At 61.4% G+C, this 24,751-nt stretch carries 26 protein-coding genes and 2 rRNA genes; 18 read left to right on the forward strand and 10 right to left on the reverse strand.

Going from position 1 to position 24,751, the window contains the following annotated elements:
• The 4 genes from D6Z24_RS21010 to D6Z24_RS21025 all read left to right on the forward strand — a co-directional run.
• Positions 1 to 84, forward strand: a 23S ribosomal RNA gene (locus tag D6Z24_RS21010); the annotation flags it as partial.
• Between the two features lie 161 nt (positions 85 to 245).
• Positions 246 to 362: ribosomal RNA gene (gene rrf, locus D6Z24_RS21015) — 5S ribosomal RNA — on the forward strand.
• Positions 363 to 579: 217 nt separating this feature from the next.
• Entirely contained in the window at positions 580 to 936 is a 357-nt protein-coding gene (locus tag D6Z24_RS21020) for a hypothetical protein (protein WP_129128468.1), read from the forward strand.
• Between the two features lie 16 nt (positions 937 to 952).
• Entirely contained in the window at positions 953 to 1,837 is an 885-nt protein-coding gene (locus D6Z24_RS21025; protein ID WP_129128469.1) for a L,D-transpeptidase family protein, read from the forward strand.
• Between the two features lie 58 nt (positions 1,838 to 1,895).
• On the opposite strand, the gene D6Z24_RS21030 is transcribed toward D6Z24_RS21025, so the two are convergent.
• Positions 1,896 to 2,210: a cytochrome C gene (locus tag D6Z24_RS21030; RefSeq protein ID WP_129128470.1), complete on the reverse strand. Its 315-nt coding sequence runs from the start codon at positions 2,208 to 2,210 to the stop codon at positions 1,896 to 1,898.
• 730 nt (positions 2,211 to 2,940) lie between these two features.
• Between D6Z24_RS21030 and D6Z24_RS21040 the strand changes: the two genes are divergently transcribed.
• Both D6Z24_RS21040 and D6Z24_RS21045 read left to right on the forward strand, forming a co-directional pair.
• The gene (locus D6Z24_RS21040) at positions 2,941 to 3,399 is read left to right on the forward strand and encodes a response regulator (protein ID WP_129128472.1); all 459 of its coding nucleotides are present in this window, start codon (positions 2,941 to 2,943) and stop codon (positions 3,397 to 3,399) included.
• Positions 3,396 to 4,940, forward strand: coding sequence for a SpoIIE family protein phosphatase (locus D6Z24_RS21045; RefSeq protein ID WP_129128473.1), 1,545 nt, complete (start codon positions 3,396 to 3,398; stop codon positions 4,938 to 4,940). The genes D6Z24_RS21040 and D6Z24_RS21045 overlap by 4 nt, the downstream gene beginning before the upstream one ends.
• Positions 4,941 to 4,975: 35 nt before the next feature.
• On the opposite strand, the gene D6Z24_RS21050 is transcribed toward D6Z24_RS21045, so the two are convergent.
• A complete protein-coding gene (locus D6Z24_RS21050; RefSeq protein ID WP_129128474.1) occupies positions 4,976 to 5,392 on the reverse strand; it encodes a secondary thiamine-phosphate synthase enzyme YjbQ in 417 nt (138 codons plus the stop codon).
• On the reverse strand, positions 5,334 to 6,242 hold the full coding sequence (locus D6Z24_RS21055) for a D-alanyl-D-alanine carboxypeptidase family protein (protein ID WP_129128475.1): 909 nt from the start codon (positions 6,240 to 6,242) through the stop codon (positions 5,334 to 5,336). The genes D6Z24_RS21050 and D6Z24_RS21055 overlap by 59 nt, the downstream gene beginning before the upstream one ends.
• A gap of 143 nt (positions 6,243 to 6,385) precedes the next feature.
• Between D6Z24_RS21055 and mutL the strand changes: the two genes are divergently transcribed.
• From mutL to D6Z24_RS21075, 4 genes are all read left to right on the forward strand, one after another.
• Positions 6,386 to 8,323 (forward strand): DNA mismatch repair endonuclease MutL, encoded by a 1,938-nt coding sequence (gene mutL, locus D6Z24_RS21060; protein WP_129128476.1) that lies wholly within the window; start codon positions 6,386 to 6,388, stop codon positions 8,321 to 8,323.
• A 15-nt stretch (positions 8,324 to 8,338) separates the two neighbouring features.
• Positions 8,339 to 9,253 (forward strand): tRNA (adenosine(37)-N6)-dimethylallyltransferase MiaA, encoded by a 915-nt coding sequence (gene miaA / locus D6Z24_RS21065; protein ID WP_129128477.1) that lies wholly within the window; start codon positions 8,339 to 8,341, stop codon positions 9,251 to 9,253.
• 12 nt (positions 9,254 to 9,265) lie between these two features.
• Positions 9,266 to 9,490, forward strand: a complete 225-nt coding sequence (gene hfq, locus D6Z24_RS21070) for an RNA chaperone Hfq (protein WP_012529414.1) — start codon at positions 9,266 to 9,268, stop codon at positions 9,488 to 9,490.
• 267 nt (positions 9,491 to 9,757) lie between these two features.
• A complete protein-coding gene (locus D6Z24_RS21075; protein WP_129128478.1) occupies positions 9,758 to 11,056 on the forward strand; it encodes a DUF512 domain-containing protein in 1,299 nt (432 codons plus the stop codon).
• 82 nt (positions 11,057 to 11,138) lie between these two features.
• Here D6Z24_RS21075 and D6Z24_RS21080 read toward each other — a convergent pair whose 3' ends face one another.
• Positions 11,139 to 12,233 (reverse strand): AAA family ATPase, encoded by a 1,095-nt coding sequence (locus D6Z24_RS21080; RefSeq protein WP_129128479.1) that lies wholly within the window; start codon positions 12,231 to 12,233, stop codon positions 11,139 to 11,141.
• A 298-nt stretch (positions 12,234 to 12,531) separates the two neighbouring features.
• On the opposite strand from D6Z24_RS21080, the gene D6Z24_RS21085 reads away from it, so the two are divergent.
• The 5 genes from D6Z24_RS21085 (at position 12,532) to D6Z24_RS21105 (ending at position 16,422) form a co-directional block, all read left to right on the forward strand.
• Positions 12,532 to 13,326, forward strand: a complete 795-nt coding sequence (locus D6Z24_RS21085) for an amino acid ABC transporter substrate-binding protein (protein ID WP_129128480.1) — start codon at positions 12,532 to 12,534, stop codon at positions 13,324 to 13,326.
• A 63-nt stretch (positions 13,327 to 13,389) separates the two neighbouring features.
• Positions 13,390 to 14,409, forward strand: coding sequence for an ABC transporter permease subunit (locus D6Z24_RS21090; RefSeq protein ID WP_129128481.1), 1,020 nt, complete (start codon positions 13,390 to 13,392; stop codon positions 14,407 to 14,409).
• Positions 14,396 to 15,175: an amino acid ABC transporter ATP-binding protein gene (locus D6Z24_RS21095; RefSeq protein ID WP_129128482.1), complete on the forward strand. Its 780-nt coding sequence runs from the start codon at positions 14,396 to 14,398 to the stop codon at positions 15,173 to 15,175. Before D6Z24_RS21090 ends, D6Z24_RS21095 begins: the two co-directional genes overlap by 14 nt.
• Before the next feature lie 198 nt (positions 15,176 to 15,373).
• Positions 15,374 to 16,102 (forward strand): BON domain-containing protein, encoded by a 729-nt coding sequence (locus D6Z24_RS21100; RefSeq protein ID WP_129128483.1) that lies wholly within the window; start codon positions 15,374 to 15,376, stop codon positions 16,100 to 16,102.
• The gene (locus D6Z24_RS21105; RefSeq protein ID WP_129128484.1) at positions 16,099 to 16,422 is read left to right on the forward strand and encodes a transcriptional regulator; all 324 of its coding nucleotides are present in this window, start codon (positions 16,099 to 16,101) and stop codon (positions 16,420 to 16,422) included. The genes D6Z24_RS21100 and D6Z24_RS21105 overlap by 4 nt, the downstream gene beginning before the upstream one ends.
• On the opposite strand, the gene D6Z24_RS21110 is transcribed toward D6Z24_RS21105, so the two are convergent.
• The 3 genes from D6Z24_RS21110 to D6Z24_RS21730 form a co-directional block, all read right to left on the reverse strand.
• A complete protein-coding gene (locus D6Z24_RS21110; protein WP_129128485.1) occupies positions 16,419 to 16,850 on the reverse strand; it encodes an archease in 432 nt (143 codons plus the stop codon). The two genes, D6Z24_RS21105 and D6Z24_RS21110, sit on opposite strands and share 4 nt — an antisense overlap.
• A 10-nt stretch (positions 16,851 to 16,860) precedes the next feature.
• Entirely contained in the window at positions 16,861 to 18,321 is a 1,461-nt protein-coding gene (locus tag D6Z24_RS21115) for an RtcB family protein (protein ID WP_129128486.1), read from the reverse strand.
• 112 nt (positions 18,322 to 18,433) lie between these two features.
• The gene (locus D6Z24_RS21730; protein WP_198419594.1) at positions 18,434 to 18,610 is read right to left on the reverse strand and encodes a GSU3473 family protein; all 177 of its coding nucleotides are present in this window, start codon (positions 18,608 to 18,610) and stop codon (positions 18,434 to 18,436) included.
• A gap of 248 nt (positions 18,611 to 18,858) precedes the next feature.
• Between D6Z24_RS21730 and rpsA the strand changes: the two genes are divergently transcribed.
• Together rpsA and D6Z24_RS21125 are read left to right on the forward strand one after the other, a co-directional pair.
• Positions 18,859 to 20,061, forward strand: coding sequence for a 30S ribosomal protein S1 (gene rpsA / locus D6Z24_RS21120; RefSeq protein ID WP_129128487.1), 1,203 nt, complete (start codon positions 18,859 to 18,861; stop codon positions 20,059 to 20,061).
• 3 nt (positions 20,062 to 20,064) lie between these two features.
• Positions 20,065 to 20,292 carry a DUF3820 family protein gene (locus D6Z24_RS21125; RefSeq protein ID WP_129128488.1) on the forward strand — a complete coding sequence of 76 codons (228 nt, stop codon included), beginning with the start codon at positions 20,065 to 20,067 and terminating at the stop codon, positions 20,290 to 20,292.
• Positions 20,293 to 20,380: 88 nt separating this feature from the next.
• Here the strand turns inward: D6Z24_RS21125 and D6Z24_RS21130 are convergent, their stop codons facing one another.
• On the reverse strand, positions 20,381 to 20,875 hold the full coding sequence (locus tag D6Z24_RS21130) for a BCAM0308 family protein (RefSeq protein WP_129128489.1): 495 nt from the start codon (positions 20,873 to 20,875) through the stop codon (positions 20,381 to 20,383).
• Positions 20,876 to 21,624: 749 nt separating this feature from the next.
• On the opposite strand from D6Z24_RS21130, the gene D6Z24_RS21135 reads away from it, so the two are divergent.
• Entirely contained in the window at positions 21,625 to 22,290 is a 666-nt protein-coding gene (locus D6Z24_RS21135) for a protein-L-isoaspartate(D-aspartate) O-methyltransferase (RefSeq protein ID WP_129128490.1), read from the forward strand.
• Here D6Z24_RS21135 and D6Z24_RS21140 read toward each other — a convergent pair.
• Together D6Z24_RS21140 and eno are read right to left on the reverse strand one after the other, a co-directional pair.
• Positions 22,287 to 23,198, reverse strand: coding sequence for an RluA family pseudouridine synthase (locus D6Z24_RS21140; RefSeq protein WP_129128491.1), 912 nt, complete (start codon positions 23,196 to 23,198; stop codon positions 22,287 to 22,289). The genes D6Z24_RS21135 and D6Z24_RS21140 overlap by 4 nt on opposite strands.
• Before the next feature lie 152 nt (positions 23,199 to 23,350).
• Entirely contained in the window at positions 23,351 to 24,640 is a 1,290-nt protein-coding gene (gene eno / locus D6Z24_RS21145; RefSeq protein WP_129128492.1) for a phosphopyruvate hydratase, read from the reverse strand.
• Between the last annotated feature and the right edge of the window lie 111 nt (positions 24,641 to 24,751).

Raw genomic sequence — 24,751 nt, forward strand, 5'->3', positions numbered from 1 at the left:
AGACCACAACGTTGATAGGCCGGGTGTGTAAGTGCAGCAATGCATTCAGCTTACCGGTACTAATCGGCCGTGAGGCTTGACCATAAAAAATTACTCGAGAGGGGGGTGGACCTCCACCCCCCGATCATATACTGCCGAATCCTACGATCACGAAATGCAATTGTGAAACTGTCAGACTAGTCTGACCAGTCCGACTGGTCCGACGTCCGACAATAGAGAGCTTCGCGCCAAGCGCGTAAAAGTTTCTCTGTGGCAATGCCGAGAGGGTCACACCCGTTCCCATCCCGAACACGGAAGTTAAGCCTCTCTGGGCCGATGGTACTGCACTGGTAACGGTGTGGGAGAGTAGGTCGCCGCAGGGAATTTAATAGAGAAGCCCCACCGGAATCCCGGTGGGGCTTTTCGCTTTTCTCCAGTTTGGCTTTGTCACCTGCCATATCATCTTCCCCGCATAACAGGGTTCTCGTCCCTGACCTCTTCCTCTATCGTAGATCAAACCCCTTTCTTCTTTCGCGTGTAATTGCATTTCTTCGCGTACTGGTTAGAATGTGGGCTGGCTAATTTTAAGGGAGGTGTCTCATGGGAAACTTGTTGTGCGTAATCCCGTTGGCAGTGCTCCTGGCTGGTTGCGCCAGCAAAGGCTATGTAGAAAGACAGATCGATCCCGTGTCGTGCAGGGTGGATGTCCTCGAGTCCAAAATGGGTGCAGCGGAGACCAGGAGTGCCTCTGACGAGCAGCGCCTCAACGCACTGGAAACCCGGCTTGCCACCATCGAGGGGCAGGTAAGCCAGGCACAGCTTGCCAACAAGGCAATGCTGGATGAAGCTACCGCAAAGGCAGCCGACAGCGCCCAGAGGGCGGAATCAGCCGCATCTTCGGCAGCACAGTCGGCGGAACGGGCTCAAAAGATCTTCGAGCTAGGGCAGAAGAAATAAGCTGCGCCAAACTCAGATGCTTCGCAGCCTCGCCACGGTAATTGCTTCACCTGGTCTTGTGGCCCTTGCAACGACAGCGGCGCAGGCGCCTGTCGATGCGGTCTACTACGGCGGCCACCTCGGAAAAGTCTTCACGTACCGGGTGCGCGAAGGGGAATCGCTTTTGGAGATTGGTCGCCGTTTTGATCTCGGCTTCAACGAAGTAACCGCCGCCAACGCAGGCGTCGACCCCTATCTGCCTCTTCCCGGCACTTTAATCACCATCCCGACTGCGTGGATCCCGCCCGAGTCATCTCCACGCCCCTCGATCGTGGTCAATCTGGCGGAACTGCGCTTGTACTTTTTCCCGAAGGACCCAGCCGACCCACTCCTTTCCTTCCCGATCGGTATCGGAGATGAAGGGACCGACACGCCGCTCGGCCTTTATACCGTGGATCGAAAGTCCCTTGACCCTTCATGGCATGTACCTGCCTCCATACGGCAACAAAGAGAAGATCTCCCACCCGTTGTTCCTCCCGGCCCGGATAACCCACTGGGAACCCGAGCCCTGCATCTCTCCGGCAACGACATCCTGATTCATGGCACAAACCGCCCCTGGGGGATAGGCAGGCGTTCGAGCCACGGGTGCATCAGACTCTATCCGGAAGACATGGTGCGGCTGTTCGCATGTGTGGGAAGGGGGACCCAGGTGCTTATCGTGAACCGCCCTGTCAAGGTTGGCCTAAAAGAGGGCAAGGTCTTCCTGGAGGTACACGGAGACGGGAATTACCAGGCAGAGCCCGGCGAGGTGCTGCACCAGATGGCGCGGCTCGGGCTCCTGGCTAAGATTGACATCAGCCTGGCGGTCAGGGCGGTTTCCGAGAAGAGGGGATATCCGGTTGAGGTGACCTTGATCCGGTGATGATTGGTCTTTCCGATGGAGGGTGGCACACCTCCATCGGAAAGGTCCGTGGCAGAAATTACTTCTTTGGTTTCAGCGGGCTTTGCTTGTAGAAAATCCCGAGAACGCTCTGTTCGTCAGCGGTGAGCTTCACCCCTTTGAGTTCCATCCTGTGCTGGATCTTTTGCATGTCCTTGCCTGCGGCAATGGCGCTCTCGATGCGCTCTGCGGTATGGCATGAGACGCATTTCTTGTCTATTACCAGGTGCGCTTCCTTGAAAGTCCCGCCGGTCACCGCGCCCAGGTCCTTACCTGACGAGGGGAATTGTGCAGCAGGCACAGTACCGGTGTAAATGAGTGTCGCAGCAGCTCCCAATGCAATCACATGTCTCATTGCAACTCCTTTGTCACGGGTGTTTTGAACTGATATGACTCAACATATATCAGGTTTTCCGTGAATTGCTCTGTCTGCTTCCCATTTACTTGCTCTTGACAGCAAATGTGAGAGGTCTATTATCCGAAATGCGCCGCTCGTTAGCATCTGCTCACTGCCGGGGATTGAGAAAAGGTGACAGTGCTGGCCTGAGACCATAATTCTCTTTTTAGGAGGCCGTTATGGCAGTGCAAGCAGCAACTACTGTGAGGATGTTCGGAGCCCTGCATGGTATCAGAAGGGACCGCGGGTTACCTTCTGTAGTCGATGTTGACATCCCGGCTGACGGTTGTACTGCCAGCGCGATAGCGGAAGCGCTGGAACTGCCCCTCAACCGGATTGACGGAGTTTTTATCAACCACAGGGTTTACCCGCTGGACCACTTGGTTCGCCCGGGTGACCGTGTTGCCTTCATTCCTGTCGGAGTACCTGGCGGGGCGGGGTTATTCAGCAGGGCTGCCTGTCGGTAATTCTTCATTCCTGCACCGTTTACTCCAGCACGGCTCCAGCTGCCTTCCTGAGTCTCCTTTGTCGATTGCCTTTCAGGCGCGTCGCACAACCTTTACCGAAATGAAGTGGCAGCTCCTTGGTACATCGCTTTGAAGACGTGGTAAAATCTGTCTGTTCACGGGACAGCCTATCCGGCCGATGCTCCTAACCATCTGACACGACAGACACGGAGATGCGGGAAATGGTAAAGCTAAAGCGCATTCTGTTGGTGGAGGATAACGCAAACGATGCCGAACTCACGTTGGAGGCGTTGGCAGAGCACAACCTCGCCAATGGAGTCGATGTTGTCAGGGACGGTGCCGAAGCTCTGGATTACCTCTACCAGAGGGGTAAATACTCAGAGTATGAACCGGGCAACCTGGCCGTTATCCTTCTGGATCTGAAACTACCCAAAGTCGACGGCCTTGAGGTGTTGAGCGCTATTAAGGCTGACGAGAAGCTGAGATTCATCCCGGTGGTAGTTCTCACCTCATCACGTGAAGAAAGAGACGTCGTTGAGAGCTACCGGCTCGGCGTCAACGCCTACGTCGTCAAGCCGGTGAACTTTTCCGAATTCATCACGGCCGTCAAGGAAATCGGTGCCTTCTGGGCCATCGTCAATGAACCACCCCCGATGTCTTCCCGAGGTTTGAATAAATGACGCAGCGCCTGCGCATATTACATCTTGAAGACGATCCGATGGATGCCGAGCTGGTTTTGATGGCGCTCAGCGCGGAGGGGATGGATTGTGAAGTCGAGGTGGTATCAAGGCGTGAGGAGTTCCAAAGCGCTCTGGAACGGGGCGGGATGGATCTCATCCTCGCCGACTTCGCCCTTCCGGCGTTTGACGGGATGACGGCCCTCGCCATGGTGCGGGTTAAACTCCCCGACCTCCCCTTTGTTTTCGTGTCAGGCAAGCTGGGCGAAGAAGCGGCGATCGAGTCCCTGAAAAGCGGAGCGACGGACTACGTGCTGAAAAGTCGGCTGTCTCGACTGGTTCCCGCGGTGCAACGCGCACTCACCGAGGCGAAGGAGCGGGCGAGGCAGCGGGAGACCGAACGGGAACTGGAGGTCGCCCACGCCGAGATTGAGAAGAGGGCCGAGGACTACCGGAACCTCTTCAACAGCATCCGCGACGTGATCGTGGTCTCCGATCACCACCGGACCATCCTGCATGTAAACCAGCCCGCCCTGCGCGACATCTTCGGTTATGAATCCGAAGAGGTAGTCGGCAAAAGCAGCAGAATTCTATATGCCGACAAGCATGACCACGAACGCACCGGTAAAGAGGTGTTCGACGTGCAGGCCCCGGTGAAGGGAGCGCTGTCAGAACTGCACTTCCGCAGAAAGCACGGCGAGGTTTTCATCGGCGAGTTGTTCGCGATGAAACGTCTGGACCGCTTCGGCAAGGTGACCGGCAACATCTCCATTTTCAGGGATATAAGCGAACGCAAGAAGGCGGAAGCCGACCTGCGTGAGAGCGAGCTGCGCCGCATGCAACTTCAGATGGAGCTCGTGTACGCGGCCGAGATCCAGGCGAAGCTTTTGCCGCGCTGCTACCCTCAGATCCCGCACTTCGAGATGGCCGCCCGATGCCTTCCGGCCAAGCAGGTTGGCGGGGACTTCTACGACTGGCAGCAGGTGTCGCCGACGCTGTTCAACCTAACCCTGGGAGACGTGATGGGGAAGGGGATGGCAGCGGCCATGCTCATGGCGACGGTACGGGCGGCGCTGCACGCGGTCACCCTGTACAACCAGCCCGCCCAGGCCGTGCATCTTGCAGAGAAGGCGCTGAACGAGGACCTGGAGAATTCCGAGAGCTTCGTTACCCTCTTTCACGCCCAGCTCGACGCCGGCACGAAGACCCTCTCCTTTGTCGACTGCGGCCACGGCTATGTTTTCGTCCGGCGCGCGAACGGGAAGGTGGAGACGCTGTCGCCGCGGGGGCTTCCTCTCGGCGTGAAAGGGGAGGAGGTCTACCAGGAAGGGAGGATCCGCTTCGGGAGGGGGGACGTCATGGTCCTTTACAGCGACGGCCTGGTGGATGCGAAGCCCCAGCTGGAGCTGACCTACGAGCTGATCGCCCGGCAACTGGCCGGCAAGGAGAGCGCCCTCGAGATGGTGGACAGCCTGATCGCCCTCACCGACAAGCCGGATCCGCAGCCGGACGACATCACCGTACTGGTGCTGCGAGCGCTGTGAGTCCCCCCGCCGGATGCCGACCGGCTCTAACTCTCCTACTCGCCGATGATCTTTACCAGCACGCGCTTTCTCCGCATGCCGTCGAACTCCCCGTAAAAGACCTGCTCCCAGGGACCTAGATCCAGCTTCCCCGCCGTCACCGCAACGACGACCTCGCGCCCCATGATCGTCCTCTTCAGATGAGCGTCGCCGTTATCCTCGCCGACGTTGTGCCGGTAACGGCTGTGCGGTTTTTCCGGGGCGAGCTCTTCCAGCCACTGCTCGAAGTCATGGTGCAGCCCGCTTTCGTCGTCGTTTATAAAGACACTGGCGGTGATGTGCATGGCGTTGCAAAGAAGCAGCCCTTCCCTTATGCCGCTTTCCGCGATGGCCGCCTCCAAGTCGCGGGTGATGTTAACGAACCCCCGTCTGCTCTTGATCTGGAACCACAGTTCCTTCCGGTGGTGCTTCATCTGGACTCCTTGTTTGTGTAGTCTCCGCCCGCTTGGTCTCGCGTGGCGGCGAGCCTGCGGCGAAGGCTGCGTCGAGCAGGGCCGGAGCAGCCTTCCAGCGGTTGGGTGAATGCATGATGACCAGGAGCACCTTGCGCTCCTCGCGCTCGGCGATCGCCACGAGGCACTGTCCGGCGTTGGGAGTGGTGCCCGTTTTCACGCCGACGGCTCCGGGGTAGCGCCCGATCAGCCTGTTCTTGTTTCGGAAGTAGAAGCTTCGCCTGCCGTCGATGGTCGAGATGTGCATGCTCTGTTTGGCGACAAGTCTAGCAAAAGACGGTACCCGCATCCCCGCCTCGGCAAGGCGTGCGAGGTCGTGGGCGCTCGAGTAGAGCCCGGCACTGTCGTGGCCGCAGGCGTTGCTGAAACGGGTGTCCTCGAGGCCCAGCGCCCGGGCGCGCGCGTTCATCTGTAGCACGAATTTTTTCTGATTGCCACAGGCGTGATCGGCGAGCGCCCGGCATGCGTCGTTGGCCGAGGCGATAAGGGTCGCGGCAAGGAGATCCCGCACCCTGAACCTCTGGCCGGCGCGCAGACCTATCCTGCTCCCGGTTTCGCGGGATGCCGCACGGGAAACGGTCACCACGTCGTCCAGATCGCAGCGCTCCATCACCACGAGGGCGGTCATCATCTTGGTGAGGCTTGCCGGTGCACGCCTCAAAGAGGCGTTGCGCTCGCGGTAGATGTGCCCGTCGATCTTCAGCAGATAGGTAGGTGCCGGGTAGTTCGACGCTGCGACTGCGTGGGGGAAGGGGGCGCAGACCAAAAGGGAAAGGATGAGACCTCGCTTTATTGATGAGAAAATTTTCATCCTGCACGTTATAGCATCCTTTGCAGGGGCCGCAACGCGCGAGCGGACCGTCCCGCCTCACTGAGCAATCTTGGATTTACAAACCGTCGCCGGTTAAGGTATCTTTGCTCCCTCGATTATCGCGATTGCTGTGAGGGACCACATTGGCTACAAAGATCCGCATTCTTCCTGAAAATCTCACCAACAAGATCGCTGCCGGCGAGGTAGTGGAGCGCCCCGCCTCCGTCGTCAAGGAACTGGTGGAAAACGCGCTGGACGCGGGTTCGAAAGAGGTGACGGTGGAGATAGAGTCCGGCGGCAGGCGGCTCATCAAGGTCACCGATTCGGGGAGCGGCATGTCCCGCGAGGACGCCCTCCTCGCCCTCGAACGCCACGCCACGAGCAAAATCGCCAGCGACGACGACCTCTTTTCCCTGACCACCCTTGGTTTCCGTGGCGAGGCGCTGCCGTCGGTCGCCTCGGTGTCGCGGCTCACCATCGCCACCCGTACCGCGGAAACCCTGGAAGGCGCCGAGATCTACGTCGAGGGGGGACGCATCAAGGAGGTCAAGGAGTGCGGCATGGCCTCGGGGACGGTGATCGAGGTGCGCAACCTCTTCTTCAACACGCCGGCGCGCCTCAAGTTCATGAAGAGCGCGGAGACCGAGGGGGGGCACGTGGGCGAGCTCTTGACGCGGCTTGCCATCTCCCGCCCGGACGTCCGCTTCACCTACAAAAACGACGGCAAGGTCGTCTTCCGTGCTCTGGACGCCGACCTTAAGGAGCGGGTGGCGACGCTTCTCGGCCGCTCCATCGCTTCCTTCCTCTACCCCGTCTCGTACGAGGACGGGGGGGTAAAGGTAAGCGGCCTCGTGGCGGCGCCCGAGTGCAGCCGCAGCGCGGCAAGCCATCTCTATACCTACATAAACGGCCGCTTCATCAAGGACAAGGTGGTGCAGCACGCCGTGCTCCAGGCCTACCGCAACTTCATGGAGCGTGGACGCTATCCGGTAGTCGCCGTCTTCATCGATATACCCCCGGGCGAAGTCGACGTGAACGTGCATCCGACCAAGCACGAGGTGAGGTTCAGGCAGCAGGGACGGGTGCACGACGCGATCCAGTACGCCGTGGAAAGCGTCCTGAAACAGACGCCGTGGCTGAAACGTCCTGCCGCGACGGACGCTGCGCGCCCGACGGAGACGCGAGCCGCGGCGGCGAGCACGGCGACGAGGCCGCTCTGGACGCAGGCGGCGCCTTCCCTCCAGGCTCTCCCGCCGAAGCAGGAGCGCTTCGAGGTGCCCGCGGCGGCGCCCGCCCAGGAGCAACCGGCGCCGTCGGTGAGCGAGACCAAGGTGGCGGAGATTCGCGAACTGCTCACCGGGTACCAGGCCAAGCCTCAGCCCCCCCTGCGGCAGCAGCTGCACTTCCCCTCCCAGGCGGAAAAGCCGCAGCCGGAGCCCGAACCCCCGGTCGTGCCGCAGCCGATCAAGGAAGAGGAGGCGGAAAGCGGCGTGGCGGGTTATTTCTCCTCACTTGCCGTGATCGGCCAGTTCAACGCCTCTTACATCCTGTGCCAGCGGGGCACCGACCTTGTGCTCATCGACCAGCATGCGGCGCACGAGCGCGTCGCGTTCGAGAGGCTGAAGGGGGAGTTTTCCGGGAGGGCGGTGGACAGCCAGGGGCTTCTCTTTCCGGAGACGCTGGAACTCTCCTTCAAGGAATCGGCGGTGCTCAAGGAGCATCTGGAGGAGTTGCGCCGACTCGGCTTCTCCTTCGAGGAGTTCGGCGGCAACACGTGGCTTTTAAATGCCGTGCCGCAGCTTTTGGCCGGGAGCGACTACCTGCGTACCGTGCGCGACATTCTGGAGGAACTCGCGAGCCTTAGCCGCAGCCGCACCTTCACCGACGTGCAGGAAGAGCTGCTGGCGCGTATCGCCTGCCACAGCGTGGTGCGTGGCCGGCGCTCTTTGAGCGCCCAGGAGATTGCGGCTCTTTTCAAGCAGATGGATGAGACCGACTTCTCCAGCAACTGCCCGCACGGCCGGCCCGTGATGCAGACGCTCACCCTCTCCGAGGTCGAGAAGATGTTCAAGAGGGTGTAGCGGGACGTGACGGAGATGGTGAAGAAGAAAATCAAGCTTTTGGTGATCGGCGGCCCGACCGGCTCGGGGAAGAGCGATCTCGCCCTCAGGCTCGCGGAAGCGATCGGCGCGGAGATCGTCAACGCCGACTCGATGCAGGTCTACCGGGGCATGGACATCGGCACCGCGAAGCCGAGCCCCGAGGAACTCGCCCGCGTGCCGCACCACCTGATCGACATCGTGTCGCCGGACGAGGACTTCACCGCCTCGGAATTCCGCAGTGCCGCCTCCGCCGCCATCGAGGAGATCGACCGGCGCGGTAAGAAGGCGATCGTCGTCGGAGGGACCGGTCTTTACCTGCGTGCCCTCCTGGAGGGGCTGCTCGACTCCCCGACCGGCGATCCCGAGTTGCGCCGCCAGTTCGACGATGTTCCGGGGGAGGAGTTGCACCGTCGCCTGATGCTGGCCGACCCGGAGACCGCGGCCCGGCTGCACCCAAACGACCGGGTCCGCCTGATCCGCGCCCTCGAGGTCTACCTCCAGACCGGTCGCCCCATCTCCGCCTTTCGTGCCGAGCACGGCTTTTCAGGAGACCATTACCAGGCGTTCAAGGCGGCCATATCCGTGGAGCGCCAGGAGCTCTACCGACGCCTCGAACTCAGGGTGGAGCGGATGATGGCCGCAGGACTTGTGGACGAGGTGAAAGGTCTGCTCGCCTCAGGGTACCGCCGCGAGATGAAGGCCATGCGCTCCATCGGCTACAAGGAGATCTGCGCCCATCTGGATGGGGAAATAACGCTGGATGAAGCAGTTACGCTGATAAAGAGGGACACGAGGCGTTACGCCAAGCGTCAGATGACATGGTTCGGCAGGGAAAATGAAATTTATTGGCTTGAATATCCTACAGGTTTTGCTAGTATCCTTGGTCATGTGATTGAATTTTTTGGGTAAAGGAGCGGAATCATGCCGAAAACGCCTTTTAACATTCAGGACCAGTACCTAAACCAGTCCCGCAAGGAGCGTGTAAAGGTCCTGGTGCAGCTCATGTCCGGCGAAAAGCTGGAAGGGCATATCAAATCCTTCGACAACTTCTCCGTGTTGATGGAAGTGCACGGTGATATCCTCATCTACAAGCACGCGATCTGCAGCATCACCTCGGTAGACGGTGTATTCCGTCTGCACCAGTAGTTCAATACCCAGGGAAAAGCCACAGAAGAACCATTCGGCGCGGACCTAGATCCATCGGTGCGTCCCCTCTGGTTCACCGAAGTCCTATCCCCAGCCGGCCCGTGAGGGCCGGTTCGTTTTTTATCTGTTGCCAAAAACCTCCTTCTCCTCCTATCATTAAACCTGCATGCGCGCCGCCTGCTCCGCCCCGCGCCGAGAGAGCGGCAGTTTCCGCAGCCGGAAATACCTGCGTCTGCTGCAAGGCATGCACATCACAGGAGGAACCCCATGTCAGGGCTTACCATAGACCGGATCTTACCGGGAAGCATAGCGGAGGAGCTGGAGCTCCAGCCCGGTGACCGGCTCGTCGCGGTGAACGGTCATCAACTGCGCGATGTCATCGACTACAACTTTTACGCCGCGGACGACGAGCTCGAGCTGCAAGTTGAGAAGGCGGACGGGGAGCTTTGGGAACTCGAGGTCGAGCGCGAGGAGGGGGAGCCGTTGGGGCTCTCGTTCCAGGCGCCCGCTCCGGCGCGCTGCGGCAACAACTGCGTGTTCTGCTTCGTGCACCAGCTCCCCCGCGGGCTGCGCGGTCCTCTCTACGTCAAGGATGAGGATTACCGGCTTTCCTTTCTTTACGGCAACTACGTCACCATGGCGAACATCGGGCGGGCCGAGTTGGAGCGGATCAAGGAGCAGCGCCTTTCGCCGCTCTACATCTCGGTGCATGCGACGGAACCGGCGCTGCGGGAGAAGCTCCTCGGCAAGAGCGGCATCCTGTCCATCCTCGACGTGATCCGCGAGCTCGCCGAGGCGCGCATCACCATGCACACCCAGGTGGTACTCTGCCCCGGTTGGAACGACGGCGACGCCTTCGCGAAGACCGTAGAAGACCTGGCGGCGCTGCACCCGTGGGTGGCGTCGCTTGCCGTCGTGCCGGTCGGTCTCACCGAGCACCGCCAGAACCTTCCACCCTTGGCGCCGGTCACCAAGGAGTTCGCCGCCGCCTTTGTGGGGAAGTGGTTCCCGCAGTCGCAGCTCCTCGAGGAGCGCCTCGGTGCGCCGTTTCTCTTCCTGGCGGATGAATTCTACATAAAGGGGGAGATCCCTTTCCCGGACGTGGCGAGCTACGGCGACCTGCCGCAGTTGGAGAACGGCGTCGGGATGATACCGCTTTTCCTCTCCGAGGCCGATCAGGTGCTGCAGGATGCCGAAAAGCTGAAGTCGGGGCGTTTCACCGTGGTGACCGGCGAATCCCCTTACCGCTTCCTCGCGGAGTTCCTGGAGCGCCTCTCCGGCGCCACGGGGGTCGCCATGCATCCGGTACCGGTACGCAACCGGCTCTTCGGTCCCACCGTCACCGTGACGGGGCTCGTGTGCGGCGCCGACGTGGTGGCCGCCCTGCAGGGGGTGGATCTTGGCGATGCGGTACTCGTCCCCGACGTGATGCTCAAGGAGGGGGAGGGGGTCTTCCTGGACGACCTCAGCCTGCATGACGTCGAACAGCAGCTGGGTGCCCCGGTCCAGGTCGTCGAATCGACCCCCTACGGGATCTACGACGCGCTGGTGGAGCGGCTCGGGTAGGTAACGGCAGGCGGTGGCAGGGCAATAAAAAAGCCGGAGGGGATCCATTCCCTTCCGGCTTTTCTCTTGCGGGCTTCTTTTTCTAGCGGGCCATCGCGTCGATCGCCTCGAAATCGAAGACGCTTTCCGCGGTGGACTGGATCAGGCTGATCTTCTCCACGTCGTCCGCGGTCATCTTCGAGACGTGCTCGGTCAGGGTGAGGAAGGCGTCGGCCGTGTTCTGCGAGGTGCGCAGGTACGGGATGTTGCTGTCGTCCAGGATCTTCTGGGTGATGGCGGATACCGGGGCCGAGCCCGGGATGACCATCCCCGCCAGCTTGCGCCGGTAGGCCGGTATGTTGTACAGCGCCGATGCGGTCACGATGAGCTCGTCGCGCGAACTGGTGGTGATGAGGAGCGTCGAGTCCTGCAGGGTGTCGATGACCCGCTGCGAGGAGGCGGCGCCGAGCTGGATGTGGTTGATGATCCGGTTCTTCCCTTCCTGATCCCCCTGCAGCGGCAGCTTCAAAAGCTTGGAGAGGTCGAGCAGGGTCGGGTTGGCCAGGGTGGGGGAGTAATCGAAGGCGCCGGCCACGCGTTGCTGGCGGCTTTCGAAGAAGGTCCGCAGGAACCCGAGGGTCTCTTCGCGCTTGGCGGCGAGGAGCTTGTTCACGAGGACGAGCTTCACGTCGGCGCCCTGCTGCTGGAACAGGGAAAGGTTCAACTGCACCGAGTCGATCACGCAGCCGATGCCGCCCGCGCCGACCATGATCACCGGCGCATCGAGCGTTCTCGCCACCTGGGCGTTGTTGATGCCGACCACCGAGCCCACGCCGCCGTGTCCGGAACCCTCGATGATGAGGAAATCGTTCTTCGCCTCTAGTTCGCGGCACGCCTTTTTGATCGCCTCAAGCGGCGCTTCGGGCGCGATCTCGCCGGAGAGGTACTTCTTCGTGTACCCCTTGCCGACGACGACCGGCGACATGAGCTTGCGGTCGGCCTCCAGACCGTAGACCGCGGCGATGAGGGCCGCGTCCATGTCCATCTCGACGCCGTCCAGCATGAATACCTTCGGGCCGATCGGCTTTATGAAGCCTACGCGGGCGTACTTCTTCTTCGCGAGGTGCAGCAGCGAAAGACTGATCGTCGTCTTCCCTACATGCTGCCCGGTCGCGGCTATGAAAATCTTCTTGCACATCAGTTTGTAGCCTCTTTGCGGTCCTCTCGGACGTAGTTCAGCTATTCACCCGGATTATACTGATTTGGCAAAATGGGGGCAACATGGTATACGGTACCGCCACGCCTCTCTTCGCAAGCCCTCCTGCTACGCCGCTCTGTCAGGACCGGAGCGTCTTCACCCACTCCCGCTTCCCGTTATCTTCTTGACGGTTGAACAGGATTCTGCAATAATCCGCCGGTCCAAACGCCTGTTTGTTTACATCAAATTTTTCTAAGCTTCACCATCACCGACTACAGCAAAGAAAAGGAGCGTAAACGTGAAAAAGATCTGGGTTATCCTGTCGTCTCTGCTCGTCCTTGCCTGCGCCGTCTCGGCCTTCGCCGGCGACGGGTCCTTCAAAAGGGTGAAAAGCGCCGGTGCCATGACCATCGGGCTCGATGACGCGTTCCCCCCCATGGGCTACCGTAACGACAAGGGGCAGTTGGTAGGCTTCGACATCGATGCCGCCGAGGAAGTGGGCAAGCGTCTGGGCATCAAGATCAACTGGCAGCCGACCGCATGGGACGGCGTCATCCACGCTCTCAACTCCAAGAAGTTCGACTGCATCTGGAACGGCATGACCATCACCGATGAGCGCAAGAAAGAGGTCGCCTTCACCAAGCCGTACAAGATGGACGGCCAGGTAGCCGTGGTCCGCTTCGCCGACAAGAAGCACAAGAAACTTGGCGACCTCAAAGGCGCCAAAGTGGGCGTTCAGAAAGGTTCCTCCGCCGTCGAGGCGGTCAAGAAGCTTCCCGCTGCCGCAGGCGAAGTACGCGAGTACGAGGACAACCCGAAAGCGCTGCTCGATCTCGAGTCCGACCGTCTTGACACCGTCATCATCGACGACGCAACCGGCCGTGACTTCATCGCCAAGCGCCCCGGCAAGTTCCGCATCCTGCCGGGCAACATCACCAAGGAGCCGTTCGGCGTCGCCTTCCGCAAGGAAGATGTCGAACTGCGTGAAGCCGTACAGAAGACCCTCGACAAGATGGTAAAAGACGGCACCATGGCGAAGATCTCCAAGAAGTGGTTCGGTGAGGACATCACCAACCCGAAGAAGTGGAAATAGTCAACCGCTTTCCCCTCCCCCTCGCGGGGAGGGGAAGAGTTATAAACCCAGTCAGGTGTGCCGATGAAATTTTTTAACGGCAGGATTGCCAAAAGGTCGATCCTGCTTTTTTCGTGCGTGCTGCTCTTCGCAGCCTCCATCTGTTTCGCCAAGGATTACGACCAGCTTTTCAGCGACGCCAACGACGCGATGGCTCAGGGTGACCTCCCCGCCGCCATCAAAATCCTGAAGAAGGTGGAGTTCGAGAAGGGGGACGAAAGCGGCGCCTTCGTCAGGAGCAGGATGCAGATCGCGCGCCTGCAGTTCGCCCTCAAAGACATGGACGCCGCCAGTGCCGCCGCCAAGGAGGTGCTCGCCGTCTACCCCGACAACAGCGAGGCGCTCAACTTCATGGCCTCGGTGCAACAGGAGCAAAAGCCCCGCTACAAGGTGTTCATCGAGGACTGCCTCCGCTTTCTGCCCCAGCTTCTGAAGGGAGCCGTGATGACGATCACCCTGGTGGTCTGCATCATCCTGATCTCTCCTCTCGGGGGGCTCCTCATCGCGCTCGGGCGCATCAGCACTTTCAAGCCGGTCTCCGGCCTCTGCTGGTTCTTCATCTGGCTCTTCCGCGGCACGCCGCTTCTTCTGCAGCTCTTCTTCATCTACTACGGCCTTCCGTCCCTCGGCATCACCTTCAAGCCGTTCACCGCAGCCATCCTGGGCCTCGGGCTCAACTACTCCGCGTATCTCGGCGAGATCATCCGCGGCGGGATCCAGAGTATCGAGCACGGGCAGATGGAGGCTGCGAAGGCGATCGGCATGAGCTACTGGCAGGCGATGCGCCGGGTGATCATCCCGCAGACCTACAAGCGCCTCATGCCCCCTATCGGCAACGAGTTCATCGCGCTCATAAAGGACACCGCCCTCGTTTCCACCATCGCGATGGTCGAGCTGATGCGCTCCGCGGACCAGATGTTCAACGCCTACTTCAACGTGACCGCGTTGATCCTGGCGGCGCTCATCTACCTGCTCTTCACCACCATCTTCACCTTCATCTTCGAAAAGATCGAGATTCGGGCCGGCATCTATGAAAACCGCTAACCAACCGTTGTTAAGCCTCAAGGGGATCACCAAGCACTTCGGCTCGCTCACCGCCGTGAACGGCGTCGACCTGGACGTCTGCCCGGGGGAGATCGTGGTCATCATCGGTCCCTCCGGTTCCGGAAAATCGACGCTTTTGCGCTCGGTCAACTTCCTGGAGGAGATCGAGGAAGGGACCATCCTCTTCGAGGGGCAGGAGATCGGTTACGTGACCAGCAAGCACGGGCGCCGGCACCTGGACGCGCCGCACAAGATATGCGCGCTGCGTTCCGAGATCGGCATGGTGTTCCAGCACTTCAACCTCTTCCCGCACATGACCGTCCTCGGCAACGTGATGGAAGGTCCGCTCACCGTGCAGAAGAAGAGCCCGGAGGAGGCGCGCGAGATCGCCCTCGACATGCTGGCGAAGGTCGGCCTCTCCGACAAGCGCGACGTCTACCCGGCGACCCTCTCGGGCGGCCAGAAACAGCGCGTCGCCATCGCCCGGGCGCTCGCCATGCGACCGAAGCTCATGCTCTTCGACGAGCCGACCTCCGCGCTCGACCCGGAGTTGATCGGCGAGGTGTTCGACACCATCCGCGACCTCGGCAAAGAGGGAATGACGATGATCATCGTCACGCACCAGATGGGGTTCGCCAAGGAGATGGCGGACCGGGTCATCTTCATGGAGAAGGGCTCCTTCGTGGCCCAAGGGACCCCCGAGGACTTCTTCGCCAACCAGATGGAACACGACCGCATCAAATCCTTCCTGAACCGCATCCTCTAAAATCCAAAAAGCCGGCGGCGGCGACCCTGCCGCCGGCCTTTTTGCCTCTCCGCACTCCCCCCTTCCGTTCGACAACCCCCTGCCGCGTGCTACAATCTTCCCGTTGTCGCCTGGCCTATTATTAATGCACCGAAGCAGTGCGTCACATGGGGACCCGGTTCAGTGCTCTTTCACGGGCAGCCGGGAAAGGGGGAGAACATGATTAGAGCGGAAGAGGTTGTCGGAACCATCCGTGCCGCCCTGGAGAGGGAAGCGCGGGTGAACCTGCACGGGCACCCCATCGAGCTTGCTTTCGCCGACGGCGTGGTCACCATCTCGGGCGAGGTAGGCGGGATCGCCGCGAAGAAGCTCGCCCTCGAGATCGCCGCAAGCCCCGCGCCGGTCACCGGGGTCGTGGACCGGCTGCGCGTCGAGCCCTCCGAAGAGATGGAGGACGGTGCCATCCGGGACCACGTCTGCAACGCGCTTTCCAGCGAGCCGGCCTTCATGCAGTACGCCGTCCAGGCGGTGGTGAAGCAGGAGCTGGAGGAGGTGCGCGGCACGGCACAAAGAGGGCTCGAGCGGGTGATCGAGGTCGAGGTCACGGGCGGTGTCGTCGTCCTGAACGGCCGGGCCGAGAGCGTGTCGCACAAGCGCTTAGCCGGCGTGCTCGCCTGGTGGGTCCCCGGCAGCAGGGACGTGGTGAACGGCATCGAGGTCTGGTCCGACACCGAGGAAAACGACGAGGAACTGGTCGACCTGATCAGGATCGTCCTGGAGAAGGATCCCCTGGTGAACGCCTCGCAGATCACGGCGCGCAGCAGGGAAGGGGTCGTGACCCTCGAGGGGACGGTGCCGACGCCGAACAACAGGAGGGCCGCCGAGTCGGACGTCTGGTACGTGCTCGGCGTGAACGAGGTGGTGAACCGCCTGGTGGTAACCGGGTGAAGGAACGACCGAAACAGCCATTCGTCCCGGTGCGGCGCCACGAGACGACGCGCCGGGAACTGGTTGCGCTGCTACGTGGGGAGACGCTCACCGCGAAGGAGCTCTCCGGCATGGTGGGGATATCCGAGAAGGAGGTGCTGGAGCACCTCGAGCATATAAAAACCGCACTCCATGGCAGGCTGGTGGTAACCCCGTCCCGTTGCCTGGAGTGCGGTTTTTCCTTTCAGAAAAGGGAGCGTGTGAAAAAGCCGGGGCGCTGCCCGGTCTGTCGCAGCGAACGTATCGTGGACCCCGCCTTCACCGTCGAGGCGGGGGGCTAGACGTCCAGCACCACCGTCGCCCGCCACCCATCGGCCACCTGTTCCAGCTTGTAGCGGAGCATGGTGACCGCCTTCACGTCCGTGTTCATCTGATGCCGAACGACGTCGATCTCCTCACCGGAGAGCCTCGCCCGCAACACGAAACCGCCGTCCGAGGGGGTGACGTTCACCTCGGCGGGAAGCAGCAGCAACCGTCTGGCATCCTTGTAGAAGATGAGCTCGTTCAGAAAATCGAAAAGGAGCATCTCCTCGTTTTCCTCTTCCAGTTTCACCTCTAGCGTCTGCGCCGGACGCACCTCGGAGAGGTTCTCCACCATGACCTGCATGGTCGCACGCGCCGCGTCGCAGAAGAGCTCCTCCAGGGTCGGCGCCCAGGCGTCGAAGGCGACGTCGGCGTGCGCTATGTCCCCGCGGTATTCAAACGGCATATCCCCTCCGTTAACCCTTGATGTTCCCGATCGGCACGAGACGCGCGACGCGCTTGCTGAGCCCGGCCAGCTCGGTCGCCGCCACCACCTCGTCGATGTTCTTGTAGGCGGGGCCCGCCTCCTCGGCGAGCCCGCCGAAGGAGTCGGTACGGACGTAGATGCCGCGCTGCTCCATGTCGCGCTGCAGCTTGTCCCCCCGGAAACTCTTCTTCGCCTCGTGCCGGCTCATGGTCCTGCCGCTGCCGTGCGCCGTGGTGAAAAAGGCGTCGGCGCCGCTGGACATGCCCGCGAGGAGGTAGGAGCCGGTCTCCATGCTCCCCCCGATGATCACCGGCTGGCCGGTCTTCTCGTAGCATTCCGGCAGCCCTTCACCTTCGGGAGGCCAGGCGCGCGTCGATCCCTTGCGGTGCACCAGGAATTCCTTTTTCGTACCGTGCACGGCGTGCCGCTCGAGCTTCGCCGTGTTGTGCGCCACGTCGTAGACCATGCGCAGGCCGAGCTCGTCCGGAGAGGCGTGAAAGACGTCCGAGAAGACCTCCCTGATCCGGTGCAGGATCACCTGACGGTTGGCAAAGGCCATGTTGACCGCGCACTTCATGGCGCTGAAGTAGGCCTGCCCCTCCGGAGAATGGAAGGGGGCGCAGGCAAGCTCCCGGTCGACGATTTTTATGCCGTACTTTCTTTCCATGACGGAGAGGAAGAGCTTCAGGTAATCGGTGGCGACCTGGTGGCCGAACCCCCGGCTGCCGCAGTGGAACATGATGACGACCTGGTTCGGGACGGCGGTGAGCCCGAAGGCGTCGGCAAGCTCGCGGTCCATGATGTTTTCCGGGCGCACCACCTGGATCTCGCAGTAGTGGTTGCCGCTCCCCAGGGTGCCTAGCTGGTTGTAGCCGCGCTCGATCGCCCTCTCGCTTACGTGCGATGGATCGGCACCGGCAAAGCAGCCCCCCTCCTCGGTCATCTCCAGGTCGTGCCGGGTCGCGAAGCCGTTTTTAAGGCACCAGCGCGACCCCTGCTGCACCACGGTTCGGAAGTCGTCGTGCTTCAGTTTCACGAACCCCTGGCATCCCACGCCGGTCGGGATGCGGGCGAAGAGGCGGTCGACCAGCTGGTGGAGCTTGGGCTTTACTTCTTCGGCGGAGAGGGTGGTGAGTACGAGACGCATGCCGCAGTTGATGTCGAAGCCGATCCCCCCCGGGGAGATCACCCCCGAGCCGGGATCCATGGCGGCGACCCCGCCGATGGGGAAGCCGTAGCCCCAGTGCCCGTCGGGCATGCAAAAGGCGTAGCGTTGGATGCCGGGTAGGGTGGCGACGTTGCTCACCTGCTCGAAGACGCCGGCGTCCATCTCGTTGATGAGTTTCTCGCTGGCCACGATCCTTGCGGGGACGAGCATCCCCGTCTTGTAGCTCACCGGGAGCTCCCAGATCGTGTCGGAAATGCGCTTGAGCGCGGCTGGTACGTTCATGGTTCCTCCGTCTTATGCTCGGCTGACGCTTAACCCTGGAGATGTTACCACACCTGTTCGGGGTTGCCGGGCCTTAGGAGGCGCTTGGGGAGAGAGACGGCGGGCTTTCCTCTCAGGCCGAGCCGGATGCAACTGAGTGGAGAGGCGGCGCGGCAGGCGCCGCTTCCTGTTTCACCCAGTGCTCCGACCTGTCATAGCCCAGGATGCAGCCCGTTTCCAGCAGGTGTTCGAGGTAGTAATCGTTGATGACGTCGTAGGTGAAATCGTCGTAGCAGACAAGCACGCCCATCGGTCTCTCCTTCATTAGTGACAGTGGCCATTTTTTGTTCCTATCGGAACGGGGACGTTAAGGCTTTAACTACTTTTCATGGCGGTCTCTTTCTTTCCGCTACCGCAGGTTTTCATCCCCTCACTCTGTCAGCGATAGCGGAGCGCCAGAAAGATCTTTCAAAGCAGCTCAAGTAGTTGACAAGGGTACGGGGTCCCCTGTATGCTCCTTGGGTGCTAAAGCGCAACAAAACGTTCAGAGGTATTTAAATGGATATCGATCACAGGGAAGAGATGGAAACCGAAGAGGAGAGCTTTGCCGATCTGTTCGAGCGGAGTCAGAAGGACGCCGGCCGCCTTGAGCCGGGTGCCAAGGTCGAGGCGACCGTACTGCAGATCGCCAAAGACTGGGTCTTTCTGGATACCGGCCGTAAAGGCGAAGGGATCCTCGACATCAAGGAAGTCCTTGACGCCGACGGCAATGTGACCGTCAAGGTAGGCGACAAGGTCACCGCCTGGTTCCTCTCTTCGCGCAACAACGAGATGCGTTTCACCACCAAGGTCGGCGCGGGGAGCGGCCAAGCAGCCGGCAACGCGCAGCTCGAGGAAGCCTTCGCGGCCGGCATCCCGGTCGAGGGCGTGGTGGAGAAGGAAGTGAAGGGTGGTTTCGAGGTCAAGGTGGCTGGCTCGCGCGCCTTCTGCCCGTTCTCCCAGATCGCCCTGAGAAGGGTCGAGGACACCGCGGCGCTTCTCGGCAAACACATGTCGTTCAAGATCACCGAATACTCCGAGAAGGGGCGCAACATCGTGCTGTCGCACCGTGCCCTCCTCGAGGAGGAGCAGCAGGCGCAGAAAGAGGCGCTCAAGGAAACCCTCAAGGTCGGCGACCGCGTGAAGGGGACCGTCACCTCGCTGCGCGACTTCGGCGCCTTCGTCTCCATCGGGGCGGTGGAGGGGCTCCTGCCCGTTTCCGAGGTCGCCTGGGCGCGGGTGAACCACGTAAGCGATGTGCTCTCGGTCGGACAGGAAGTCGAGGTGGTGATCAAGGGGATCGACTGGGACAAGAACCGCATCTCCTTCTCCCTGAAGGACACCCTGGCCGACCCGTGGGAAGAGGCGGCAAGCGCGTTCCCGGAAGGTTCCTACCAAAACGGCAAGGTGGCAAGGCTCACCCCGTTCGGCGCCTTCGTTACCCTGGCAGCCGGCGTGGACGGTCTCATCCACATCTCGAAGCTCGGCGCGGGCAAGCGGATCCAGCACCCCCGCGAGGTCCTCGCCGAAGGGCAGGAGGTCGAGGTGAAGGTAGAGTCGGTGGACCGCGAGGCGAAGAAGATCTCCCTGTCGCTTGCTTCCGTGAGCCGCGCTCAGGAAGAGCAGACCGCCAGCATGGACGCCTACAAGAAGACCGTTTCCGAGGCCCCCAAAGGGATGGGGACCCTGGGCGATCTGCTCAAGGCAAAGCTGAAGGGGTAGCCCGTGGAGGAGCTTTTCCCTGATCCGGACCGGCTGCTGCAGCTGGCCCGCACCAGGATGCCCTACGGGAAGTACGCCGGCTTTCTGCTCGTCGACCTTCCGGAACCCTACCTCGTATGGATGAGGCAGAAGGGGTTTCCCGGCGGGGAGCTCGGGGCGATGCTCGCATGCATGTACGAGGTGAAGGCGAACGGCCTCGAGTACCTGTTCGAGCCGCTGCGACGCGGGTAGCAGGTCACATCCATCGGCAACCTACGCACGAAAAAAGCCCCTCTCGCCTGGCGAGAGGGGCTTTTTTCTTTCCGCGCGGCGCGCCTTCCTAGCGCGTCCAGTCGACCCGGACCATGCGCTGGTCGTGGCTCCACTTGTAGTGAAGCTCGCCGCGCTGGGACTTGTACAGCTCGCGCCCGATCTTCTGCGCCAGCTTGTCCTCGGTCGTCGTCACCACGATGCCGCCGTTTTCCTCCTTGATCTCCATGATGCGCCCGAGCGGGTTTTTTTCCCGGTGCTTAGACTCCTGCTGCTTCACCGTGTTCATGATCTCTTCACGGTGCTGCGTCAGGTACGGCCCGGAGAGCGTCACCACGCCCGCCGGGTCTTCTCCGACGATGCGCCGGCAGGCGGGGCAGAGGACGTCCCCCTTTTGTGCCGGGACGCTTCCCTCGACGATCTGCCAGCGTTTGTTGTGGTAGACGATGCCGCACCCCTTGCACACGGTTCCGTCCGGCAGCCCGCGCTTGGGCAGGTAAGGCTCAAGGCTGCGGGTGGTCATTTGTCCCTTTTCCTCCATGGTTATCCTGGCTCCGCGTGGCATGGCAACCTCCGTCCTTTTAGATTCGCCATAATTAGCGCGCACCCATTATAGCACCCGCTTGCAGCGCTGCATGGGGGAGGTCAGCATCGCGGCACGAAAAAGGCCCGGTGCTTGATGCACCGGGCCTTAAAAAATGTAACTGGCGCCACTTTATGAGATCCTTTACCCCTATCCGTCGGTGGAAGGTGGGTGCCGGGGGCGGAGAACGCGCTCCGGCGGGACCGTGTTGCCCGTTGCTCCGGGTTCCTTCCCCTTTTTGAAGCGGTTTTGACGCGCATGGCGGATGAGATTATTTTAGGCCAATCGGCTTGATCTCCGTAAGCGCCAGTCACTAGCTCCAAAGTGCCGTAAAGGTTTATGTGAGACCACGCTCTTTTGTGAAGCATCTCCCCGGAAAACGCTTTAGGTAATTCCGTAGAAGCATCGGGAACTGCACACCACGTCTGAAACCTGGGAAACCATAAGTGTGGAATAATCAGGGTACCTCACGCCACCTCTACCTGTACTCCAGAGCTATTTTCAAAGAGCCTTTCATCTGATTTAAGTGTACGCCTGCCCTATATAGGAGTCAACAGGTTGAGTGTGAGGCATTCCGGCTGTCGATTGGTACTCGCTAATGTCATGTGCCGCGCTTGCTGCTACTTGACAGTGCGCTGTTCCCGGTTACCAGATCCAGTCGAAGCACGTGCGGGGACGCGCGGTTGAGACCATTGATCCCTGTGGTAACATTGCGCCTTCGGGAGGATGCCATGACAAGCGACCTCAAGAGAGAACTGACGGCGAGGAAAGAGCGGATGCTGGCCGAACACCTGGCGGGGCGCGGCATCAGGGACGGCGCCGTGCTGCAGGCGATGCGCGAGGTGCCGCGCGAGTCGTTTTTACCGCCGGAGATGGAGTTTCTCGCCTACGAGGACGGCCCGCTGCCGATCCAGGAGGGACAGACCATCTCCCAGCCGTACATCGTCGCCTACATGATCGAGGCCCTGGAACTTAAAGGGACCGAGAGGGTGCTGGAGATCGGGACCGGATCGGGCTATGCCGCCGCCGTGCTGAGCCTTTGCGCCGCCCGCGTGTTCACCGTCGAGCGCCTTTCGTACCTTGCCCGCAGCGCGGAGCAACGGCTTCGTGAGCTGGGCTACCGCAACGTGACGGTGCACCTGGGCGACGGGACGCTGGGGTGGCCGGAGCACGCCCCATACGACGGCATCGTGGTGACCGCCGGGGCGCCCGAGGTGCCCGAGACGCTCCTGGAGCAGCTTGCCCCGGGGGGAAGGCTCGTGATTCCGGTGGGGCGCAGCCAGCACATGCAGGAGCTCGTGCGGGTGCGCCGCCTGGCGGGAGGAGAGCTCCGCTACGAGGAGCTCTGCGGCGTCCGTTTCGTTCCCCTCATCGGGGCCGAAGGTTGGAAGGACTAGGAAAGGGATGCTGCATCGGCTGCGGGAATCTCGCCGAGCGCCGTCAGGAGGGCCTCCTCCCCCATGGAGCCGAAACGGGAGGCGAGACGCAGCAGCTGATCGGGAAGCGGCGCCGGGACGTCGACCTCCTCCCCGGTGGCGGGGTGCATGAGGGTGGTGCGGAAGGAGTGAAGCGCATGGCCGGCGAAGCCGGTGAGGCTCCTGCCGCCGTAGCGTTTGTCTCCGAGGATCGGGTGCCCGATCATCCGGAAATGCTGTCTTATCTGGTGCATCCTCCCGGTCAGCGGGTAGACCGCCACCAAGGCGATCCCGCCTCCCTGCAGAAGTCTCACGTAGCTCGTCTGTGATTCCTTGCCGTCCAGGGCGGCATCGATGGTCCCCTGCTTCTGCAGCTTCCCCTCCACCACCGCGAGATACAGCTTTCCCAGCCCTTCCTCCTGCACCATCTTGCCGAACATGCCGGCGGCGACCGCGCTCTTCGCCAGGATGATCGCGCCGGAAGTACCCTTGTCGAGCCGGTTCACCGGGCGCAATTTCCCGGCGCCGTCGCGCTTTTTGAGGAGGGTCTCCGCGAGGTCGACCAGGGTGATCTCCTCCGGGTCGTCGGTACGGTGCACCGCGATCCCGGCGGGCTTGTTCAGGCAGAGGATCCAGGTGTCTTCGAAGAGGATGTCGAGTTCCGGGGTGAGGCGGGCCAGGAGCGCCGCCGTTTTGGAACTCTCCTTGATGGTGATCTGGTCGCCCAGGCGGAGCAGTTCGCCGGGCTCGGCGGGGGCGCCGTTCAGTTTTAGGTGCCCGGAGGCGATGAGCTTCTTGATGTAGGAGAACTGGGCACTTGGGAGCAGGTTCCGCATGAAGCTGTCCACGCGCCGCAAGTGGTCTTTGGCCGCTATCTGGTAGGTTAACATGCGACGGAGTATACCTTCATGAGGATGAAGGCGCAAGGGAATCCGGCGGCGGGGTGAGGGGAAGGGGGGAGAGGGGGACGGACAAATAGAAAGGGCGCACCGGTTAGGGTGCGCCCTTATGCAACAAGAAGCGGGCGAAGGATCGGTCGCGCCTACTTTTTCACGTTGTAGAACACGTCGTGTCCCCTGAAGATGGCGACCTCGTCGAGCTCGTCCTCGATCCTCAGGAGCTGGTTGTATTTCGCGACGCGGTCGGTGCGGCAGAGCGAACCGGTCTTGATCTGGCCCGCGTTGACCGCGACGGCGAGGTCGGCAAGGGTCACGTCCTCGGTCTCGCCGGAGCGGTGCGAGATGACGCAGGTGTAACCGGCGCGCTTGGCCATCTCGATGGCGTCGAGGGTCTCGGTCAGGGTGCCGATCTGGTTCAGCTTGATGAGGATGGAGTTCGCGATCCCCTTCTTGATCCCTTCCTTGAGGATGGAGGGGTTGGTGACGAAAAGGTCGTCGCCGACGATCTGGATGCGCTTGCCGAGGCGGTCGGTGAGCTTTTTCCAGCCGTCCCAGTCGTTCTCGGCCATGCCGTCCTCGATGGAGACGATCGGGTACTTGTTGACCAGGTTCTCATAGAAGTCGACCATCTGGTCGGCGGTCTTCTTCTGCTCTGTCTCGTTCTCGAGGGTGTACACACCGTTTTCGAAGAGCTCGGAAGAGGCGACGTCGAGGGCGAGAACCACTTCCTCGCCCGGCTTGTAGCCGGCCTTCACGATCGCTTCCATGATCACCTGGAGCGCCTCCTCGTTGGATTTGAGGTTCGGCGCGAAGCCGCCCTCGTCGCCCACCGCGGTGTTGTAACCCTTAGCCTTCAGGACGGATTTCAGCGCGTGGAAGATCTCGGCACCCATGCGGAGCGCTTCCTTGAAGCTCTTGGCCCCCGCCGGCATGATCATGAATTCCTGGATATCGACGTTGTTGTCGGCGTGCGCGCCGCCGTTGATGATGTTCATCATGGGCAGCGGCAGTTCCTTGGCGTTGGAGCCGCCGATGTACTGGTAAAGCGGCAGACCCACCTCGTCGGCTGCGGCCTTTGCCACGGCGAGCGAAACGCCGAGGATCGCGTTGGCGCCCAGGCGGCTCTTAAACTCGGTGCCGTCCAGTTCGAGCATCTTCTTGTCGATGCCGACCTGGTCGGTGGCGTCCATGCCGGTGATCTCGTCGGCGATGATGTCGTTGACGTTGGAGACGGCCTTCTCGACACCCTTGCCGAGGTAGCGCCCCTTGTCGCCGTCACGCAGCTCCAAAGCCTCGCGCTCGCCGGTAGATGCGCCGGAAGGAACCGCGGCTCTACCCATGGCACCGGAATCCAGGAACACTTCGACCTCGAGTGTCGGGTTCCCCCTGGAATCAAGGATCTCTCTGGCGTAAACGTCGGTTATCTGGCTCATCTCTCCCCTCCCTGCAATGGATTTTGAATTGTGAACGGGCGGCACCGCCCGTCTTAATGGAGTTCCGTTATATAACATAACGGTGCTCAAAGGGAAGGAACTTTTGTAAAA

It is taken from the genome of Geomonas oryzae (assembly GCF_004117875.1).
In the GTDB taxonomy this organism is placed as follows: Bacteria; Desulfobacterota; Desulfuromonadia; order Geobacterales; family Geobacteraceae; genus Geomonas; species Geomonas oryzae.